Source organism: Pseudaminobacter sp. Soil_N_29, from assembly GCF_057656055.1.
Genome location: NZ_JBDGLC010000011.1, coordinates 135,359 through 154,856, shown reverse-complemented (window position 1 = coordinate 154,856; position 19,498 = coordinate 135,359). Strand labels below are relative to the sequence as shown.

Here is a 19,498-nt window from a genome sequence, read left to right as displayed (position 1 = left end):
TATTCCCGGACTTTGTCAAATGGGTTTGTGCAGCGGCTGCACCAACGGAGCGCGAGCGGGCGAAAACCCCTCCGACCGGGCCGAAGGGGGCGACATGGCATCGAGCATCGCTGAACTGATTTCCGAGCGCATGGACACCATGCCGGCCGGCGAACGCCGTGCGGCACAGACGCTGGTCGCCAACTATCCGTTGATCGGCCTGAAGACGGTCGCGGATTTCTCGCAGCATGCGGGCGTCAGCTCCCCCACCATCCTGCGCTTCGTGGCGCGGCTTGGCTTTCACAACTATCCGGAATTCCAGGCGGCCCTGCAGGACGAGCTGGCCGCGCAGCTTCAGTCGCCGCTGTCGCGCACGGTGCTGGAGCCGGCGCCCGATCGCGGCAAGACCTCGCCGGTGCTGGAAGCCACGCTGACCAACATCCGCGAAACCTTCCGCCACGTGTCGGAAAGGCAAATGGGCGAAATCGTCGCCCGGCTGGCCAACCCACGCGCCAAGATCTTCCTGATCGGCGGCCGCTTCACCGACCCGGTGGCGCAATACATGACCGCCCACCTCACCATCGTGCGCCCCAATGTGTTCCACCTCACCGGCCAGGAAAGCACATGGCGCGACCGCCTGATCGACATGGGCAAGCGCGACGTGCTGCTGATCTTCGACATCCGCCGTTACCAGGACAGCCTGATCCGGCTGGCCGAGAAGGCGCATGCCCGCGGCGTCGAGATCGTTCTCGTCACCGACCAGTGGCTGTCGCCGATTGCCCGCTTCGCCCGTTATGTCATCGCCGGGCGAACCGCGGTGCCCTCTTCCTGGGATTCGTCGGCGGCGCTATTCGTGTTTGCGGAGGCGCTGATCGGAGAGCTGACGCGCGCGCTGGAAGCGGAAAGCGCCCGGCGCATCCGCGAGATGGAAGAACTGCGCTGAGCCCGGTAAGCCGCTCGAAGCAGGGCTTACGCGCGTGATCGTGGCCAGGCACCGCCAATAATTACCGATATTTAAGGTGCGCCGGGGCAAGCGACCCGTCATAAAGGCGCGCTACTGACTTTGCGCTGCTTTGCGTCTAAAATCCTCGCCGTCACGCCTTCCGAGAAGGCGCGAGCGGCGCCAAAGACATTGTTGTGTGGGACCCCTGGAGTGCCGATGGCTGCCTGGAAACAAATCGCTTTTGCCCTTGTTCTCCTTCTCGTTGCCGCGGCGGCCTGGGTGCGTTTCTTTCCGGGCGCGCCCGAAATGCTGGCGCGCTGGGGCATTGAGTGGGCGGACGCCGCCACGCCACGCGCCGATGGCGCGGTCGCCGGCGGCGGCGCGCGCGGAGCCGGCCGCGGCGGGCCGCAGACGGCCGTGGTGAGCGCGACCGTGGCTTCGGCCACCATCAACGACAGGCTTCAGGCTATCGGCACCGGCCGCGCAAACGCCTCGGTGGCGGTCACGCCGGACGAGGCCGGGCGCATGACGGAGGTGGCCGTCGCCTCGGGTGCGCTGGTCGAAGCCGGCACGGTCATCGCGCGGCTCGATTCCCAGGCCGAGGAAATCGCGGTGGAGCGCACCAGGCTGGCGGTTTCAGACGCCAAGGCCAAGCTCGAGCGCACGCGGGCGCTGCGCAACTCCAATACTGCGAGCCTGGTGCAGGTCACCGATGCCGAAGTCGCACTGCACAATGCCGAACTCGCCCAGCGTGACGCCGAGCTCAAGCTCGAGCGCCGCTCCATTGTCGCCCCGATTTCGGGCTTCATCGGCATCCTGCCGATCGAGGCCGGAAATTACGTGACGCAGCAGACCACTGTCGCCACCATCGACGACCGCACGGCCATCGTCATCGACTTCTGGGTGCCGGAACGATTTGCCGGCGCAGTCTCCGTCGGCCAGAAGCTTGAAGCCACGCCGATATCGAACCCCGGCCGGTCCTTTGCCGGCACGGTCAGCGCCGTCGACAGCCGCCTTGACGAGAAAAGCCGCACGCTGCGCGTTCAGGCCCGCATCGACAATTCCGATGATGCCCTGCGCGCCGGCATGTCGTTCCAGGTCGCCATGGGCTTTCCCGGCGACACTTACCCCTCGGTCGATCCGCTGGCGATCCAGTGGGGCACGGACGGCGCCTTCGTCTGGGCAATCCGCGACGGCAAGGCCCGGCGCACGCCGGTGCGTGTCGTGCAGCGCAATTCCGAGGCCGTGCTGGTCGAAGCCGACCTGAAGCCGGGCGACGAGGTGGTGACCGAAGGCATCCATGTGGTGCGCGAGGGCGCCGAACTGCTCATCGCCCGCGCGCCGGCTTCCGCACCCGCCGACACCTCCGCCGCCGGCAGCGGCTCGTGAACCGGAGAGGGGGCATGACGGAATTGCACAAGGGGGGCGAGGAAAAAGGCTCGACGGCGCTTTTCGTGCGCCGCCCGGTCCTCGCCTTCGTTCTCAACGTACTCATCATCGTCGCCGGCCTCGCCGCCTTCTTCGGCGTGGAAGTGCGCGAACTGCCGGACGTCGACCGGCCGGTCATCACCATCACCACCAACTATTCGGGTGCGGCGGCCGAAACCATCGACCGCGAACTAACTGCCGTGCTCGAAGGCGCGGTCTCACGCGTCAGCGGCGTCAAGTCGATCTCGTCAAGTTCCTCCTACGGCCGCAGCCGCGTCACCGTCGAGTTCGGCGACGGTGTCAACCTTGACGTCGCCGCCTCCGACATGCGCGATGCCGTCGGGCGGGTCGCCAACCAGTTGCCGGACGACGCCGACACCCCGCGCATCGTCAAGGCCGACGCCAATGCCGACGCGGTGATGCGGCTGGCGGTCACCTCCGACACCATGTCGGTGGAGGACATGACGATCCTGGTGGAAGACCAGATCGTCGATGCCCTCTCCGCGGTGCCGGGCGTGGCCGATGTGCAGGTCTACGGCGACCGCGAAAAGATCTTCCGCATCGACGTCGACCAGACCAGGCTCGCCAGCGTTGGCCTAACCGTTGCCGACATCCGCAACGCGCTGGGCTCGATCGCGCTCGACACGCCCTCGGGCGCGCTGAGCACCAATGCCCAGAGCATCATCGTGCGCACCACCGCCTCGGTGACAACACCGGAAGCATTCGAGAACCTGGTGCTCGGCGAAAACACGCGCCTTGGCGATGTCGCCAGCGTCACGCTCGGACCCGATATCGGCGTCTCCTCGCTGCGCTCCGACGGCAAGACCGGCATCGGGCTTGGCATCATCCGTCAGGCGCAGTCCAACACGCTCGACATTTCCGACGGCGTGCGCGCGGCGGCAGAAAAGATCCAGCAGACCTTGCCGCAGGGCATGTCCATCCGCGTCACCAGCGACGACGCCAGCTTCGTCAAGGGCGCGGTGCACGAGGTGCAGATCGCGCTGATCCTTTCAGTCTCGATCGTCCTGCTCATCATCTACCTGTTCCTGCTCGACTGGCGCGCCACGCTCATTCCGGGCCTGGCCATGCCGGTGGCGCTGATCGGCACGATCGCGGCGATCTATCTTGCCGGCTTCTCAATCAACATCCTCACCCTGCTGGCGCTGGTGCTGGCCACCGGCCTCGTCGTCGACGATGCCATCGTGGTGCTGGAAAACATCGTGCGCCGCCGCAACGAAGGCATCGGACCGCGTGCCGCAGCCGTGCTCGGCACGCAGGAAGTGTTCTTCGCGGTGGTCGCCACCACGGCGACGCTTGCGGCGGTGTTCATCCCGCTCTCGTTCCTGCCCGGCCAGACCGGCGGCCTGTTCCGCGAGTTCGGTTTCGTGCTCGCCATCTCGGTATCGCTGTCGGCCGTGGTCGCACTGTCGCTGTGCCCGATGCTTGCCTCGCGCATGCTTGCCGGCCACTCCGGCGAACATGCCCAGAGCGGCGTTGCCGGTCGCGTCGGCACCATGCTTGCCGGCCTCTACCGTCGCTGCCTCGCCGCCTGCCTCAATGCGCCGGCGCTGGTAGTAATCGCTTCTATACTCTTCGCCGGCGCGGCCTATGGCGCCTTCGGCTTGATCCGCCAGGAACTGACGCCGCCGGAAGACCGCTCCATGATAATGCTGCGCATCTCCGCGCCGCAGGGTGTCAGCCTCGAATACACCACGCGGCAGGTCAGCCGCATCGAGCAACTGCTACAGCCGCTGCGCGATTCAGGCGAGATCGAGAGCACCTTCGCAAGCGCCGGCCAGGGCGGCTCGTTCAACAGCGGCTTCATGGTCATCTCGCTGGCCCCGTGGGAGAAGCGGGAGCGCACGCAGCAGCAGATCGCAACGCAGATCGGCGGCCTGCTCACCCAGGTGCCCGGCGTGCGCGCCTTCCCCATCGCGCCCAACAGCCTGGGCATTCGCGGTGCCGGCAGCGGTCTGCAATTCGCAATCGTCGGCAACAGCTATGCCGACCTCGGCGCGGCGGCGGGAAAGATCATCGCCGAGATGGAAAAGGAGCCCGGCTTCCAGCAGCCGCGCCTGACGACCGACGCCACCCAGCCGCAGCTTTCGGTCGAGCTCGACCGCGAGCGCGCCTCCGACCTCGGCATCGACATCAGCGGCCTCTCCGAAGCTATCCAGGCTGTGCTCGACGGCCGCCAGATCGGCAAGGTGTTCATCGACGATCGCAGCTTCGACGTGAAGCTGGTTTCCACCACCAACCCGATCAACGATCCGACCGACCTGGAAAACATCTTTGTCAGGACAGGCGACGGCCGCTACGTGCCTATGGCCACCATCGCCAGGCTCACCGAGCGCGCCGTGCCGCCGTCCTTGTCGCGCGAGCAGCAGATGCGTTCGGTGGCGATCACCACAAGTCTCGCGCCCGACTTCGCGCTGGGCGATGCGCTGAAACGCGCCCAGCAGATCGCCGCGCCGCTGCTGCCGCCCGGCAGCCGACTCGTGCCGCTGGCGGAAGCCGCTACGCTCGGCGAAAGCACAAGCGGCATGACGATCGTGTTCGGCTTTGCGCTGGTCATCATCCTCTTGGTGCTGGCGGCGCAGTTCGAAAGTTTCGTCAGCGCCGTCATCATCATGGCCACCGTCCCGCTCGGCCTCGCCTGCGCGGTGTTCGCCCTGCTGCTGACCGGCACCAGCCTCAACGCCTACAGCCAGATTGGCCTCGTCATGCTCGTCGGCATCATGGCCAAGAACGGCATCCTGATCGTGGAGTTCGCCAACCAGTTGCGCGACCGCGGCATGGGCGTGCGCGAGGCGATCGAACAGGCCGCCAACATCCGCCTGCGCCCGGTGATGATGACCATGATCTGCACCGTGCTCGGCGGCCTGCCGCTGGTGCTGGCCTCCGGTGCCGGCGCGGAAGCGCGCATTGCGCTGGGCTGGGTCATCGTCGGCGGCCTCGGCCTCGCCACGGCCTCGACCCTGTTCCTCACCCCGGTCGCCTATCTGCTTCTCGGCCGCTTCGTCACCCCGAAGGTCGAGGAAGAGGCACGCCTGAAGCGCGAGCTCCAGGAAGCCGCCTACGCCAATACCGAGCCGGCTGAGTAAGCGTCCTCCCTCCCTTGAGGGGAGTGTGCTTAGCGAAGCGAGGCGGGAGGGGGTAGGTTCAGGCCGCGCGCTACAGCTACGACCCCACCCGTCCAATCGCCTTCGGCGGTTGTCCACCCTCGCCTCAAGGGGGAGGGAAAACCCTTCACGGCCGGATGAACACCTTGCCGTTCGGCTTGGCGAGTTCCTCCGGCACCCGCTTTATCGCCTCGGCAAGCGGCACCACAGCCGTCACGTCGGTCGACCAGCGCCCATCGGCGAAACGTTTCTGCGCTTCCATCACCGCCTGCGCCTTGCGCTCGAACGGCATGCGGCGCATCCAGTCGGTCAGCCAAAAACCCTCGATGCGCTTGAGCATGAAGATGAGTTGGCCGGGCTGCGGAATGGGCGTGGTCGACGGGTCCATCCTGCCATAGACGATCCAGCGCGCCCGCTTCGGCATGGCGTCGAAGATCGCGCCCGCGAGCGGCCCGGTCACGGCGTCGAGGAAGATGCGCGGCTGCTCCTCCTTCATCACCGCCGCCAGCGTCGCGACGAAATCCGCCGCCGTGGCGTTGAGCACATGCGCCGCCCCGGCTTCCTTCAGAAGCGGGATCTGCTCGTCGCGCCGCACGATCGCAATGGGGCGAAACCTTTCGTCCTTGGCCACGCCCATGATCAGCTTCGACAGTTGGCTGGCGCCGGCGGTGAGCACGAAGGCCTTCTGGCCCTCCTCGCGCACGATGTCGAACATGGCAAGCGCGGTGAGCGGGTTGACGATCAGCGCCGCGCCGTCCTCGTCGCGCACGCCGTCGATCAGCGGGATGCAGGCGGCGGCGTCGGTCATCGCGTAGTCGGCCCACGAGCCCCAACTGCCGGTGCCGGCGGCAAACGCCACGCGCTTGCCCGCCATCTGCTGCGCCGCCGGGTCTTCGCCCGTGGCCACCACCGTGCCGACGCCCTCGAAGCCCGCCGGCCTGCCCTTCACGCGCGGCTGGCCGTACTGCCCCTTGATGAACATCACGTCAGACGGATTGATCGCGGCGAGCCCCACCTTGATCAGCACTTGCGTCGCCCTCGGCTGCGGCACCGCGATGCGGCCGGCCTCGACGTAGGGCTCCATCGCTTCGAGCAACGTGCCCGAGGGCGTGGCCGCGTAGCCGTCATTGGTCACGAGCAGCGCATTCATTTCGGAAGGAATGGCCATGGCGAAGCTCCCTTGGAGGCGAATTTGCCGGGTGGCGGAAAGAATAGGGGCGACGGGCGCGAAGGCGAGGCCGCCGCGATGTCGCTCTTCGAAGTCCGGTGCGTGCCCACACCCGGCTGCTCCCCACGCCCGGATGACAATGACGGCGCAAAACTGTATCTGTGCTGCGCTTTGGGCACGAAACGCCCTGCCCCCGACTTGAAGAGGCGAGTTTCTTGAAGACGATTACCATCGACCAGCTCCTGTCCGGCGTCGGCACCGAGGTCGGCGTTTCACCCTGGCGCACGGTCACCCAGACGATGATCGACCAGTTCGCCGATGCGACCGACGACCATCAGTTCATTCATTGCGACCCGGAGCGCGCGGCGCGAGAAACGCCCTTCGGCGGCACCATTGCGCACGGTTTCCTGACGCTGTCGCTGCTCTCCGCCATGACCTACGACACCATCCCCCGCGTCGAGGGCGGCGACATGGGCATCAATGCGGGATTCGAAAACCTCAAATTCGTCGCGCCGGTGAAGACCGGTTCGCGTATCCGCACCCGCTTCTTCCTCGCCGACGTGAAGGTGCGCCCGTCCGGCTGGATCCAGATCAGCCACGACGTGACCATCGAGATCGAAAACTCGAAGAAGCCAGCGCTGACGGCCCGCTGGCTGACGCTTACTTTCGTGGCGCCCCAAGACGATGCAGCCCCGGCGCAGGGGTGATCGCTGCCGCCATTCGTGCCCGCAGCGCGCTCCCGTCATTAGATCGAGGTTGTAAAACCAAAGCATTGCTATCCCTCCTCCCATGGCAGGCGTAAAATCGTCTTGCTAACCCGAGGCCGCTCTCCCTTGCGTGCGGGGAGCAGCCACGGTGAACCGTCCGGGAGGACACACAATGGCTGTCACCGCGAGTGCGGGATCGTCCCCGCGCGGCATGACCCGCGAGGAGAAGAAGGTCATCTTCGCTTCCTCTCTGGGCACCGTCTTCGAATGGTATGACTTCTATCTCTACGGCTCGCTGGCGGTCTTCATCGGCGCCGCCTTCTTCAGCGAGTATCCGGAGGCCACGCGCAACATCTTCGCGCTGCTGGCGTTTGCCGCCGGCTTCCTGGTGCGCCCCTTCGGCGCGCTGGTGTTCGGCCGCATCGGCGACCTTGTCGGCCGTAAATACACCTTCCTCATCACCATTCTGATCATGGGGTCGTCCACCTTCCTGGTCGGCCTCTTGCCGGGCTCGGCGTCCATCGGCTTCGCCGCGCCGGTCATCCTGATCGCGCTGCGCATGCTGCAGGGGCTGGCGCTCGGGGGCGAATATGGCGGGGCGGCGACCTATGTGGCCGAACACGCGCCCAACGACCGGCGCGGCTATTACACCTCATGGATCCAGACCACCGCCACGCTCGGCCTGTTCCTGTCGCTCATCGTCATCCTGGTGGTGCAAAGCTGGCTCGGGCCGGACGTCTTCAAGGCCTGGGGCTGGCGCATTCCGTTCATCGTTTCAGTGGTGCTGCTCGGCATCTCGGTGTGGATTCGCCTGTCGCTGAGCGAGTCCCCTGCCTTCAAGCGCATGAAGCAGGAGGGTAGAGGTTCCAAGGCGCCGCTGAAAGAAGCCTTCGGCCAGTGGAAGAACGCCAAAATCGCGCTGCTGGCGCTGTTCGGCCTCACCGCCGGCCAGGCCGTGGTCTGGTATTGCGGCCAGTTCTACGCGCTGTTCTTCCTGCAGAACGTGCTCAAGGTCGACGCCTTCTCGGTCAACGTCATGATCGCGATCGCACTAGCCATCGGCTCCATCTTCTTCGTGGTCTTCGGCTGGCTGTCCGACAAGATCGGCCGCAAGCCGATCATCATGGCCGGGCTGGCGCTGGCCGTCGTCACCTATTTCCCGCTGTTCAAGGCAATGACCTGGGCCGCGAACCCGGCTCTGGCCACTGCTCAGCAGAATGTGAAGGCGCACGTGACCGCAGCACCCGGCGACTGCAAGTTCCAGTTCAACCCCACCGGCACGGCAAAGTTCACCACGTCCTGCGACATTGCCACGGCGTTCCTCACCAACAACTCTGTGCCTTACGACGTGGTTGCAACTGCGGCCCCCGGTACTCCGGCCGTGGTCAGGATCGGCAACGAGACGATCGAATCCTACGATGCGATCGCCGCCGGCGATCAGGCCAAGGCCAAGCAGGCGGCCTTCGCCAAGGGGGTGAACACCGCCCTGCATGACGCCGGCTATCCGCTGATGCGCGAGACGTCGAAGGTGCCCGAGGCAAAGCTCGACGCCTTCGTGGCCGCCAATCCGGAACTGAAGCTCGACGCGGCTGCCATCCGTGCCGGCGAGAAGACGATGGTGCCCGTGGCCGATCTGATCGCCAGCAAGGCGCTGACGCCCGAAGAAGCCGGCGGCGCGACCGAAATGGCAGTTTACGCCATACCCGCCAGCGGCGCCTTCAAGATGGTTGCAAATCCTGCGGCGGTGAACTGGCCGATGATCATCGGCATCCTGTTCATCCTCGTGATCTATGTCACCATGGTCTACGGCCCCATCGCCGCGATCCTGGTCGAGATGTTCCCGACCCGCATCCGCTACACCGGCATGTCGCTGCCCTACCACATCGGCAATGGCTGGTTCGGCGGCCTGCTGCCGGCGACCGTCTTCGCCATGAGCGCCTACAAGGGCGATATCTACTACGGCCTCTGGTATCCAATCGTGGTTGCGGCGATGACCTTCATCATAGGCATGATCTTCGTGAAGGAAACAAAGGGCATCGACCTCCACGCCATCGACTAGGCGCAGCGAGGACCAAGAAGCCCCGGCCGCAAGTGATGCGCCGGGGCTTTCATGCTTTTTTTCGCGGGGAAGATGGGCCGGCTATTTCTTAGGCTTCGGCCCGCCGGGAATAGAAGTCGAAATGACGGAAACCGGATCGCTGGCCGGGAACGTGTCTTCCAGGCCTTCCTCGAGCTTTTCTTCCTTCGTCTCCTCTTGCGCGCGCTGCTCCTTTTCCAGTGAGCGCACGGCAGGAGATTTCTTGGCTTCGGGACTCGGTTGCTGGGTTGGTTTCGGCATGGCGCTTACCCTCCTTGCTTCAGAGGACAAACGCCAGCCGTGTATCTAAGGTTCCGCGCCTCAGGCGGCCGCGTCGGTCGCCGCCTGCGCCAGGAAGGCGAAGACGTAATCCGAGAACGAACGCCAGCACTCCACCCGGAACGCATCTTCCGCCGTGCGCAGCAGCACGATCTCGACCTTGCCGAGCACGGTGCGCGAGCAGGCCCCGACCGGAAATGCCGCCAGCGACAGGTCCTGCGGGCAGCCGGCATTGACGCAGGCAGCAGCCGCCGGCCCGCTCACCGAGATGCCGACGTTGCGGTGCGATATGCCGACCGCCGAATGCAGCTGCTTGACGCCGGCGCAATCCGCCAGCGGGTCGCCGCCGGCCTCGTCGATCACCATCCATTCGTCCGGGCCGAGCCAGAGCGCGGTGCGGCCGTCCTTGGTAGCCGACGTCTTCGGCGCCTTGGGCAGCGTCAGCCCGAGCGCCTTGGAAAGCGCGGCCACGGAGGCTGCCGGCGCGCGCAGCGAAATGCGCTCGGCCGGCGCAAGAACGGCCAGCTTGACGCCCTTGGCGGAGAACTCGCGGCCGGCCTGTGCCGGTGCGCGCGCGGCCATGGCCACGGTTGTTGCGGTCGCAGCATTAGCCATTGAGGCGCTCTCCCTTCTCGTCGAAGAACACGGTGCCGGTCACTTCCACCTCGATGGTGCGGTCGGGCATCGGCACGTGGAGCGTCTGGCCGATGCGGTCGCGTCCGTCCGTCACCAGCGCCAGCGCGATGCCCCGGCCGCAGTTTTCCGACCAGTAGCTGGAGGTGACATGGCCGATCATCTTCATCGGCACCGGCTGCTTCGGGTCGGCAACGATTTGCGCGCCTTCCTCCAGCACCTCCTTCGGGTCCTTCGCCTTCAGCCCGACAAGCTGCTTGCGGCCCTTGCCCACGAGGTCGGGCCGCGCCATGCCGCGAATGCCGACAAAGTCGGTCTTCTTCTTGCCCACCGCCCAGTCGAGGCCGGCGTCGTTCGGCGTCACGGTGCCGTCGGTATCCTGGCCGACGATGATGTAGCCCTTCTCGGCGCGCAGCACGTGCATTGCCTCGGTGCCGTAGGCGCAGGCGCCGTGCTTCTGGCCTTCGGCCCACAGCGCCTCCCAAACCGCCTGGCCATAGTCAGCCGGCACATTGACCTCGAAGCCGCGCTCGCCGGTGAACGACATGCGGAACAGCCTCGTCGGCACGCCGCAGATCTTGCCCTCGCGCACCGACATATGCGGCATCGCTTCGTCCGACAGGTCGATGCCCTCGACCAGCGGCTCGATGATCTTGCGCGAGTTCGGGCCCTGCACTGCGATCACCGCCCACTGTTCGGACATCGAGGTCAGCCACACGTCGAGATGCGGGAACTCGGTCTGGAGATAGTCCTCCATGTGGTTCATCACGCGGGCGGCGCCGCCGGTCGTGGTGGTCACATGGAAGCGGTCAGTTGCCAGGCGGCCCACCACGCCGTCGTCATAGATGAAACCGTCCTCGCGCAGCATGATGCCGTAGCGGCAGCGGCCGACTTCGAGCTTCTCCCACGGATTGGTGTAGAGCAGTTCCATGAACTTGGCCGCATCCGGGCCGACCACCTCGATCTTGCCGAGGGTGGAGGCGTCGAACAGGCCGGCCGACTTGCGCACGGTCACGCATTCGCGGTTGACGGCCGCGTGCATGTCCTCGCCGGATTTCGGGAAATACCAGGCGCGCTTCCACTGGCCGACATCCTCGAACACCGCGCCATGGGCCTCGGCCCAGCCATGCATCGGCGTCTTGCGGGTCGGGTCGAACAACGCGCCGCGCCCGTGGTTGACGATTGCGCCGAAGGTCACCGGCGTATAGGGCGCGCGGAAGGTGGTGAGCCCCACCTGCGGGATCGGCTTGTCCAGCGTCTCGGCGGCGATCGCCAGGCCGTGCATGTTGGAGGTCTTGCCCTGGTCGGTCGCCATGCCGTTGGTGGTGAAGCGCTTGACGTGCTCGATGGAGTGCATGCCCTCGCGCACCGCAAGGCGGATGTCCTTGGCGGTCACGTCGTTCTGGAAGTCGACGAAGGCCTTCACCGTGGTGTCCGGGCCGGCACCGGGGCCAGCGCCCAGCATGCCGCGCGACCAACTTTCGCTCGCCTCGACCTTGGGCTTGGCGCCCCTGCCGGCGCCGCCGGCTTCCCTCGCCACCTTCGCGCCAGCCGCATAGGCTTCGTCGACGCTGGCCGCGAGCCCATCGGTGCCGTTGCAGGCACCGACCGACACGCAGTCCTGGGCGTAGGCGCCGGGCAGGAAGCGCTTGGTCTCCTCGTCGAAAGCGACCTTGCCGCGCGACTGCGAGAACAGGTGCACCGAGGGCGTCCAGCCCGCCGACATCAATAGCGCGTCGACGGGAATGGTACGCTCGCCACCGCCGTTCTTGGGCTGGATGGTCATGGACGACACGCGCAGGCGGCCGCCGGTGCGGATGACGGCGCGGCCATGGTTGATCTCGATGCCCAGCGCGCGCGCCTCCTCCACCAGCGGGCCGGAGGGGTTGTCGCGCAGGTCGACGATAGCGGCGATGTTGACGCCGGCCTTCTTCAGGTCGAGGGCCGCCGCATAGGCGCTGTCATTGGCAGTGTAGACGCCGACGTTTTTGCCCACCGCAACGCCGTAGTGGTTGAGATAGGTGCGCGCGGCCGAAGCCAGCATCACGCCCGGGCGGTCGTTGTCGGCAAACACCATGTGCCGCTCGATGGCGCCGGTGGCCAGCACCACGCGCTTGGCGCGCACCTGCCACAGCCGCTCGCGCGGCAGGTCGCGGTCGGGATTTGCCAGATGGTCGGTCACGCGCTCGACGAGGCCGACGAAGTTCTGCGCGTAGTAGCCGAAGGCCGTGGTGCGCGACAGCAGACGCACATTGTCCATGGCTGCAAGCTTCGCCACGGCAGCCTGCGCCCAGCTCCAGCCGTCGGTGCCGTCGATCGCAGCACCCGCTTCAAAGCGCAAGCTCCCGCCGAATTCGGCCTGCTCGTCGGCCAGGATCACGCGCACGCCGGTCTCGGCCGCTGCGAGGGCCGCCGCGATGCCGGCCGCACCACCGCCCAGCACCAGCACCTCACAGTGCTCGAAGCGCGAGGAGTAGTGGTCGGAATCGGGCTGGTCCGGCGCCACGCCGAGACCGGCCGCGGCGCGGATCTTGGGCTCATAAAAACTCTTCCAGGCCGCTTTAGGCCACATGAAGGTCTTGTAGTAGAAGCCGGCCGAGAACATCGGCGAGGCAAGGTCGTTCACCGCGCCGACGTCGAAAGACAGCGACGGCCAGCGGTTCTGCGAGGTGGCGTTGAGCCCGTCATAAAGCTCTTGCACCGTGGCACGCACGTTCGGCGTCTTGCGGGTGGCGTCGCGCTCGATGCCGACCAGCGCGTTCGGCTCCTCGGCGCCGGCCGAGAGAATGCCGCGCGGGCGGTGATACTTGAACGAGCGGCCGACGAGATGAATGCCGTTGGCAAGCAGGGCCGAGGCCAGCGTGTCGCCGGCAACGCCCGAGAGATGCTGACCATCGAAGATGAAACGCAAGGTCCTTGCCGGCGTCAGCCGGCCCTGGCCTGCAATGCGGTGCGTGGCGGCCATCACGCGTCTCCCTTCTTTGCGGTGGCTTTCTTCGCCGCCGGCTTCTTGACTTTGTCTTCCTGGGCGTCGTCCTGCGCGGCCTCGGCCGCCGGCGCCTCGCTCGGCATGATCTTGGCGAGGTCCGGCTTGGGCTCTCCGGCCTTGTAAGTCATGACGAACTTGTCGGTCACGGTGTCGCGCACCGCGTTGAAGAAGCGCGCGCAGCCATGCACATGGCGCCAGCGCTCGAAGGTGATGCCCTTCGGATTGGAGCGGATGAAGAAGAACTTCTCGAAGTCCTCGTCGCTCAGCTCGGCCATGTTGGACGAGCGCGCGATATGCGCTTCGCCGGCGTTGCGGAACTCGAGTTCCGGACGCTCTTCCTCGCAATAGGGGCAGCGGATGAGAAGCATTTTTGTCCCCCTTGGTGTTCAGTGAGCCACGGCGGCAGCTGCCGCCTCATCGATCAGACGGCCGGTGCGGAAGCGCTCCAGCGTGAACGGCGCATTGATCGGATGCGGCTCGTCGCGCGCAATGGTGTGGGCAAACACATGGCCTGAGCCGGGCGTCGCCTTGAAGCCGCCGGTGCCCCAGCCGCAGTTGACGTAGAGCCCCTGCACCGGGGTCTTGGCCAGGATCGGCGAGCGGTCGGGCGTCACGTCGACGATGCCGCCCCAGGAGCGCAGCATCTTCATGCGCGTGAAGATGGGGAACATCTCGCAGATGGCGTCGAGCGTGTGGTTGAGGATGTGGAGCCCACCCGTTTGAGAATAGGAAGTGTACTGGTCGGTGCCGGCGCCGATCACCAGCTCGCCCTTGTCGGACTGCGAGATATAGGCGTGCACCGTGTTCGACATCACCACGCAGGGGAACACCGGCTTGACCGGTTCCGACACCAGCGCCTGCAGCGGATAGCTTTCCAGCGGCATGCGCACGCCTGCCATGTCCATCAGCACGGAGGTGTGGCCGGCCGCCACCACGCCCACCTTCTTGGCGCCGATGAAGCCGCGCGAGGTCTCGACGCCGGTCACCGCGCCGTTGGCCGCGCGCTTGATGCCGGTGACCTCGCAATTTTGAATGATGTGGACGCCGCGTGCCGAGGCGCCGCGTGCATAGCCCCAGGCCACCGCGTCGTGGCGGGCAGTGCCGCCGCGCCGCTGCAGCGTGGCGCCCATCACCGGGTAGCGCGCATCCTTGGAGATATTGAGCGGCGGGCAGAATTCCTTGGCCTGCTCGGGCGTCAGATATTCGTTGTCGACGCCGTTCAGCCGGTTGGCATGGACATGGCGCTTGAGCGTCTGCACGTCATGCACATTGTGCGCCAGCATCATGACGCCACGCGCCGAGTACATGACGTTGTAGTTGAGGTCCTGGGAAAGCCCGTCCCACAGCTTCACGGCGTGGTCATAGATGCCGGCCGACTCATCATAGAGATAGTTGGAACGGATGATGGTGGTGTTGCGGCCGGTGTTGCCGCCGCCGAGCCAACCCTTCTCCAGCACTGCCACATTGGTGATGCCGTGCTCCTTGGCCAGGTAGTAGGCAGTGGCCAGGCCGTGGCCGCCGGCGCCGATGATGATGACGTCGTATTCGGCCTTCGGCTCGGGCGAGGACCACTGCTCCTCCCAGCCCTTGTGGCCGCGCATGGCTTCGCGCGCGATGGCAAATACCGAATATTTCCGCATGGACTTGATCTCGTGAATGCCGGAACGGGAGCGTTTCTGAATCAGAGGCGACGTGTAGCACTAGCGAAAAGGCAGTACCAGCTTTGCGCTGTTTGCGACGGCGAATGCCGCTTTGGGCCATGCGGCGGCCCAGCGTTGCCGGCAGCCGCCAGCGGGGCTCGCGGAGAATTCCGATTGACCTTGCCGCCCGCTCGGCCATAGTGGACAGACGAGTGATTTGTCCACTCCGCATGCGCTTTTTTGGGCAGGCTTTTCGGGGCTTTTGCTCTACCCCTCTCGACATGCCCCCTTGATTCTGCTATCAGCCGCCCCAATTCGCGGTGGTGACCGCTGCGAAAGCAGTTGTAGCGTGCCCCGCTTTATTGAATCAAACGAAAGACAGGATCGCCCGTGCAGGTACTCGTCCGCGACAACAACGTTGATCAGGCGCTTCGCGCGCTCAAGAAAAAGATGCAGCGTGAGGGCATCTTCCGCGAAATGAAGATGCGCGGCCACTACGAGAAGCCTTCCGAAAAGCGCGCCCGTGAAAAGGCCGAAGCCGTCCGCCGCGCCCGCAAGCTGGCCCGCAAGCGCGCCCAGCGCGAAGGCCTGCTGCCGATGGCGCCGCGTCCGGCCGCCCGCCCGGCGCGTTGATCTCGCCAAGTTTTCGTCCTTTTCCAAGGATAGCGGAAGGTGGGGTGACACGCTGTCACCGCCACCTTTTTGTTTTGGTTGAAATCTGAGAACAGTGATTTGCCGCAGGGGAGCGCACCTCCGGCGGCTGGAAGGGGGATGACGCGATGCAAGCAGTGACCGGCGACCGCAGGATGTTCTGGCGCGGGCCAGCCACGATCGCAGTGGTGCTTTCCGGCCTCGCACTCGCCGCCTGCCAGACCGGCGGCCCCGCCGGCGAACTCACGAAAATCGACACGGCGCAGAGCTCCAGCGAGAACATCGCCTCGCTTTCGGCGGTCATCGCGCGCAACCCACAGGATCCGGAAGCCTACAATGTGCGCGGCTCGGCCTATGGCCGCGGCGGCAAGTATCGCGAAGCCCTGCAAGACTTCGACACCGCCATCCAGCTGCGCCCGAATTTCTACCAGGCCTATGCCAACCGCGCCCTGATCCATCGCTTCATGGGCAACCAGGCCAATGCTCTCAGCGACTACAACCGCGCCGTTCAGCTCAATCCCAATTACGACGCCGCCTATATCGGCCGCGGCAATCTCTACCGCAAGGCGGGGCGCGTCCAGGAAGCCTTCAACGACTTCCAGAAGGCGATCCAGCTCGACACCACCGACCCCCGCGCCTACCACAATCGCGGCCTGATCTATCAGCAGCAGAGGCAGCACGCCTACGCGATCGAGGATTTCTCGACCGCGATCTCGCTGGCTCCCGAGGCGGCCGAGCCCTATAACGGCCGCGGCCTTTCCTACCTCGCCACGAATGACGAGGAGAACGCCTTCGCCGACTTCAACATGGCCATCAAGCTCGACGGCAACATCGCCGAGAGCTGGGCCAACCAGGCGCTGATCTACGAGCGTCGCGGCGACAAGGCCAAGGCCGCCCGCTCCTACTCGCAGGCGGCACGGCTCGACCCCAACTACAAGCCCGCCATCGAGGGCCTGGCCCGCACACGCGGCTGACCGGCACCCACGGCAAGCCCATTCCATTCAGAGCGCCCGGCGGACCCCCTGCCGGGCGTTTGCATTTACGCGGATTTTTCATCGTGGTGCCGCCGGCGCGGAACCTTGCACGCGGTCGCCGGTTATCCCCGCAATCGGCGGCATTCTGCCGGGTTTTGTCGATCATTGATTTTTACAAAGCGAAGGGATCAACTCGATGAATACCTCCCTTATTGCGGCAGCCGTGCTGGCCGCCACCGTAGCTGCTCCTACCTTCACCACGCCCGCGCAGGCACTCGGTATCAGAGTGGGCACACTCAGCTGCGCCATCGGCGGTGGGGCGGCCTACATCATAGGCTCGAGCAAGGACATGATCTGCACGTTCCAAAGCATCGACAGGAACGTTCCGGTTGAAACCTACCGCGGCCGCATCGACAAGCTTGGCGTCGACGTGGGCCTGACCGCTGGGGGTGGGCTGGTCTGGTGGGTCATCGCCCCCACCTGGGACGCCTATATGCCGGGACAACTAGCCGGCTATTATGTCGGCGCAACGGCCGAAGCCAGCACCGGCATCGGCGGGGGCGCCAATCTGCTGGTCGGCGGGCTTTGGAACAGCTTTGCCCTGCAACCGCTCAGCGTGCAGGCGCAAACCGGCGTCAACGCCGCCGTCACTGCCTCGAAGCTGCAGTTGGTCAGCGCTCAGTAGGCCGACGTCGGTCCCATGTGGCCGACAATGGCGCCGGGAACGTCTGCGCCAGAGCTGCCGGATCGCTTGATCCAGTAGCCGGGCCGCATTGCCGATCGCGCCTCATTCGATTTAAGAACCGTTTGGTTTCTTAATCGTATGAGGCGTCGTGCCGGACAGTGCTCCAAGCGATGACCGCATCCTGCGGTTCCTGAAATTTCGCGGCGAGCAAGCCACGGCCGCGATCGCGCAGGAACTCGGAATCACCCCGCCCGGCGCGCGAAAACATCTCGCTTCGCTGCTGGAGGGCGGCCTGATCGCCTTTGAGGATCGCGCCGGGCGTGTCGGCCGCCCGGAGCGCTATTGGCGCTTGACCGAGCTCGCCCAAAAGCGCTTCCCCGACAGCCATGCAGTGCTGACCGTCGAGATGCTCGATTCGCTCCGCGCGCTGTTCGGCGAGGAGGGCCTCGACCGGCTAATCGGCGACCGCGAGCGCCAGATGCTGCAGCGCTATGAAGCCGCCCTCTCCGACCGCGAAGGGCTCGGCGCCCGCGTCGCCGCCCTCGCTCACATCCGCGCCCGCGAAGGCTACATGGCCGAGACAGAGCAACTGCCGGACGGCGCGTGGCTGCTTGCCGAAAACCATTGCCCGATCTGCGCGGCAGCAAGTAGCTGCCGCAACTTCTGCCGCTCCGAGCTTGCCCTGTTCCGGCAGGTGCTGGGCCCGAACGTCAGCGTGGAGCGCGTCGACTACATACTCGAGGGCGCGCGCCGCTGCGCCTACCGCATCCAGCCAGCCTCGGAGGGGCATTCATGAACGCAGGGACCAACCGGGCCGACTGGCGGGCATTGTGGGCGAGCGGCGACCTCGCCCGTTTCATGTTCATCTGCCTGGGCATCATGCTGCACGCCACCAACGAGACCATGGTGGCGACCGTCATGCCGGCCATGGTCGGCGAACTTTCCGGCGTGGAGCTGGTGGGCTGGTCGCTGGCGATCTACGAGGTCGGTGCCATCGTGGCCGGCGCGGCCGCCGGGCGGCTTATCACCTATGTGCCTTTGCGCAGCAACATGGCAGTGGCCGCCCTGCTCTATGCCGCGGGCGCGGCCGTGTGCGCCATGGCCCACACCATGCCCCTGTTCCTCGCCGGCCGCCTGGTCGAGGGGCTGGGCGGCGGCGCGCTGGTGGCGCTGGCCTTCGTCTCGGTGGAACGGCTTTTCCCGCGCAGCATCTGGCCGCAGCTATTCGGCGTCATGTCGGCAATCTGGGGCGTGGCGGCGTTCAGCGGCCCGCTGGTCGGCGCGCTGATCACGCAGTTGGTCTCCTGGCGGTGGGCCTTCGGCATCTTCTTCTTCCTCGGCGGCGGCATGGCGCTGGCGTGCTTTGCCGTTCTGCGCGGCCCCGCCGCCACCCGGCGCCAGGCCATCTCCGGCGCGCTGCCGCCCTTCCCGTTCGTGGCGCTCGCCGCGCTGGCCGCCAGCGTCGTGATGATTGCGCTGGCCGGCGTGCGCATAGAGATGCTGCGCTCGACCCTCCTGCTGGTAACGGGCCTCGCCGGGCTTGCGCTATTCTTCGTGCTCGATGCCCGCAAGCCCCTGTCGCGGCTGTTTCCCCGCCGGCCGTTCGACCGACGCACCCCGGTCGGCAATGGCATGATCATGGTGGCGACGTTTTCGGTAGCCACCTGCTCCTTTGCCGTCTACGGACCGCTGCTGCTCACCAGCCTGCACGGCATTTCGCTTCTGACGGCCGGTTACATCATCGCCGCGGAATCGATCGCCTGGTCGGTCCTGTCCATCCTGGTCGCCAATGCGCCGCCCCGCCACGAGAGGCTGATCATCGTCGGCGGCGCCGCCATGATCGCCGCCGGCATCGCCGGCTTCGCCCATGCGGTGCCCGCTGGCTCGATCGCGCTTATCCTGCTGTGCGCGCTGCTGCAGGGCGGCGGCTTCGGCATTGCCTGGCCATTCGTCACCCGCGTCATCGTGGCGGCGGCCGATCCCAGCGACAGCACCATCGCCTCCTCGGCGGTGCCCACCATGCAGCGCATCGGCTATGCCGTGGGTGCCGCCTCTTGCGGCATCATCGCCAATGCCGCCGGATTTTCCGAAGGCCTGTCGGGGCAGACAGCCCAAAATGTCGCGACGTGGCTGTTCCTGGCCTATGTGCCGCTGGCGCTGGTGGGTGTTCTTGCCGCCGTGCGGCTGACGGCGGGCGCAAGCAGGCCCGCCGTCGCATAAGCA

The 19,498-nt window shown here is 66.1% G+C and carries 16 protein-coding genes; 10 read left to right on the top strand and 6 right to left on the bottom strand.

The features are described 5' to 3' along the window. Window positions 1-94 precede the first annotated feature (94 nt). From AC3A4H_RS21950 to AC3A4H_RS21940, 3 genes are all read left to right on the top strand, one after another. Window positions 95-922: a MurR/RpiR family transcriptional regulator gene (locus AC3A4H_RS21950; protein ID WP_348780640.1), complete on the top strand. Its 828-nt coding sequence runs from the start codon at window positions 95-97 to the stop codon at window positions 920-922. 216 nt (window positions 923-1,138) lie between these two features. Beyond that, window positions 1,139-2,311 carry an efflux RND transporter periplasmic adaptor subunit gene (locus AC3A4H_RS21945; RefSeq protein WP_487768610.1) on the top strand — a complete coding sequence of 391 codons (1,173 nt, stop codon included), beginning with the start codon at window positions 1,139-1,141 and terminating at the stop codon, window positions 2,309-2,311. A gap of 14 nt (window positions 2,312-2,325) precedes the next feature. Further along, the gene (locus tag AC3A4H_RS21940) at window positions 2,326-5,454 is read left to right on the top strand and encodes an efflux RND transporter permease subunit (protein WP_487768609.1); all 3,129 of its coding nucleotides are present in this window, start codon (window positions 2,326-2,328) and stop codon (window positions 5,452-5,454) included. A gap of 145 nt (window positions 5,455-5,599) precedes the next feature. Here AC3A4H_RS21940 and AC3A4H_RS21935 read toward each other — a convergent pair whose 3' ends face one another. Then, a complete protein-coding gene (locus AC3A4H_RS21935; protein ID WP_487768608.1) occupies window positions 5,600-6,640 on the bottom strand; it encodes a zinc-binding dehydrogenase in 1,041 nt (346 codons plus the stop codon). 242 nt (window positions 6,641-6,882) lie between these two features. Here AC3A4H_RS21935 and AC3A4H_RS21930 point away from each other — a divergent pair, with 242 nt between their 5' ends. Beyond that, window positions 6,883-7,347 carry a MaoC family dehydratase gene (locus tag AC3A4H_RS21930; RefSeq protein WP_487768630.1) on the top strand — a complete coding sequence of 155 codons (465 nt, stop codon included), beginning with the start codon at window positions 6,883-6,885 and terminating at the stop codon, window positions 7,345-7,347. A 172-nt stretch (window positions 7,348-7,519) separates the two neighbouring features. Beyond that, window positions 7,520-9,406, top strand: a complete 1,887-nt coding sequence (locus tag AC3A4H_RS21925; RefSeq protein WP_487768607.1) for an MFS transporter — start codon at window positions 7,520-7,522, stop codon at window positions 9,404-9,406. Window positions 9,407-9,487: 81 nt separating this feature from the next. On the opposite strand, the gene AC3A4H_RS21920 is transcribed toward AC3A4H_RS21925, so the two are convergent. Genes AC3A4H_RS21920 through AC3A4H_RS21900 form a run of 5 tightly spaced genes read right to left on the bottom strand, consistent with a single transcriptional unit; the run spans window position 9,488 to window position 14,965 of the window. After that, window positions 9,488-9,685 (bottom strand): hypothetical protein, encoded by a 198-nt coding sequence (locus tag AC3A4H_RS21920; RefSeq protein WP_348780646.1) that lies wholly within the window; start codon window positions 9,683-9,685, stop codon window positions 9,488-9,490. Between the two features lie 60 nt (window positions 9,686-9,745). Further along, entirely contained in the window at window positions 9,746-10,318 is a 573-nt protein-coding gene (locus AC3A4H_RS21915; RefSeq protein ID WP_487768606.1) for a sarcosine oxidase subunit gamma, read from the bottom strand. Next, entirely contained in the window at window positions 10,311-13,301 is a 2,991-nt protein-coding gene (locus AC3A4H_RS21910; RefSeq protein WP_487768605.1) for a sarcosine oxidase subunit alpha, read from the bottom strand. The genes AC3A4H_RS21915 and AC3A4H_RS21910 overlap by 8 nt, the downstream gene beginning before the upstream one ends. After that, the gene (locus tag AC3A4H_RS21905) at window positions 13,301-13,693 is read right to left on the bottom strand and encodes a sarcosine oxidase subunit delta (protein WP_487768604.1); all 393 of its coding nucleotides are present in this window, start codon (window positions 13,691-13,693) and stop codon (window positions 13,301-13,303) included. The genes AC3A4H_RS21910 and AC3A4H_RS21905 overlap by 1 nt, the downstream gene beginning before the upstream one ends. 18 nt (window positions 13,694-13,711) lie before the next feature. Next, the gene (locus tag AC3A4H_RS21900; RefSeq protein ID WP_487768603.1) at window positions 13,712-14,965 is read right to left on the bottom strand and encodes a sarcosine oxidase subunit beta; all 1,254 of its coding nucleotides are present in this window, start codon (window positions 14,963-14,965) and stop codon (window positions 13,712-13,714) included. Window positions 14,966-15,355: 390 nt separating this feature from the next. On the opposite strand from AC3A4H_RS21900, the gene rpsU reads away from it, so the two are divergent. From rpsU to AC3A4H_RS21875, 5 genes are all read left to right on the top strand, one after another. After that, window positions 15,356-15,598: a 30S ribosomal protein S21 gene (gene rpsU / locus AC3A4H_RS21895; RefSeq protein WP_348780651.1), complete on the top strand. Its 243-nt coding sequence runs from the start codon at window positions 15,356-15,358 to the stop codon at window positions 15,596-15,598. 146 nt (window positions 15,599-15,744) lie between these two features. Further along, a complete protein-coding gene (locus tag AC3A4H_RS21890; protein WP_487768602.1) occupies window positions 15,745-16,590 on the top strand; it encodes a tetratricopeptide repeat protein in 846 nt (281 codons plus the stop codon). A 196-nt stretch (window positions 16,591-16,786) separates the two neighbouring features. Beyond that, the gene (locus AC3A4H_RS21885) at window positions 16,787-17,275 is read left to right on the top strand and encodes a DUF992 domain-containing protein (protein WP_487768601.1); all 489 of its coding nucleotides are present in this window, start codon (window positions 16,787-16,789) and stop codon (window positions 17,273-17,275) included. A gap of 148 nt (window positions 17,276-17,423) precedes the next feature. Next, window positions 17,424-18,071 (top strand): helix-turn-helix transcriptional regulator, encoded by a 648-nt coding sequence (locus tag AC3A4H_RS21880; protein WP_487768600.1) that lies wholly within the window; start codon window positions 17,424-17,426, stop codon window positions 18,069-18,071. Then, window positions 18,068-19,495, top strand: a complete 1,428-nt coding sequence (locus tag AC3A4H_RS21875) for an MFS transporter (RefSeq protein WP_487768599.1) — start codon at window positions 18,068-18,070, stop codon at window positions 19,493-19,495. Before AC3A4H_RS21880 ends, AC3A4H_RS21875 begins: the two co-directional genes overlap by 4 nt. The last annotated feature ends 3 nt before the right edge of the window (window positions 19,496-19,498 follow it).

Excerpts from the sequence above, each read along its gene's own strand:
- AC3A4H_RS21950 (WP_348780640.1), top strand. The coding sequence starts at position 95 with ATGGCATCGAGCATCGCTGAACTGATTTCCGAGCGCATGGACACCATG.
- AC3A4H_RS21945 (WP_487768610.1), top strand. The coding sequence starts at position 1,139 with ATGGCTGCCTGGAAACAAATCGCTTTTGCCCTTGTTCTCCTTCTCGTT.
- AC3A4H_RS21940 (WP_487768609.1), top strand. The coding sequence starts at position 2,326 with ATGACGGAATTGCACAAGGGGGGCGAGGAAAAAGGCTCGACGGCGCTT.
- AC3A4H_RS21935 (WP_487768608.1), bottom strand. The coding sequence starts at position 6,640 with ATGGCCATTCCTTCCGAAATGAATGCGCTGCTCGTGACCAATGACGGC.
- AC3A4H_RS21925 (WP_487768607.1), top strand. The coding sequence starts at position 7,520 with ATGGCTGTCACCGCGAGTGCGGGATCGTCCCCGCGCGGCATGACCCGC.
- AC3A4H_RS21920 (WP_348780646.1), bottom strand. The coding sequence starts at position 9,685 with ATGCCGAAACCAACCCAGCAACCGAGTCCCGAAGCCAAGAAATCTCCT.
- AC3A4H_RS21915 (WP_487768606.1), bottom strand. The coding sequence starts at position 10,318 with ATGGCTAATGCTGCGACCGCAACAACCGTGGCCATGGCCGCGCGCGCA.
- AC3A4H_RS21910 (WP_487768605.1), bottom strand. The coding sequence starts at position 13,301 with ATGGCCGCCACGCACCGCATTGCAGGCCAGGGCCGGCTGACGCCGGCA.
- AC3A4H_RS21905 (WP_487768604.1), bottom strand. The coding sequence starts at position 13,693 with ATGCTTCTCATCCGCTGCCCCTATTGCGAGGAAGAGCGTCCGGAACTC.
- AC3A4H_RS21900 (WP_487768603.1), bottom strand. The coding sequence starts at position 14,965 with ATGCGGAAATATTCGGTATTTGCCATCGCGCGCGAAGCCATGCGCGGC.
- AC3A4H_RS21890 (WP_487768602.1), top strand. The coding sequence starts at position 15,745 with ATGCAAGCAGTGACCGGCGACCGCAGGATGTTCTGGCGCGGGCCAGCC.
- AC3A4H_RS21885 (WP_487768601.1), top strand. The coding sequence starts at position 16,787 with ATGAATACCTCCCTTATTGCGGCAGCCGTGCTGGCCGCCACCGTAGCT.
- AC3A4H_RS21875 (WP_487768599.1), top strand. The coding sequence starts at position 18,068 with ATGAACGCAGGGACCAACCGGGCCGACTGGCGGGCATTGTGGGCGAGC.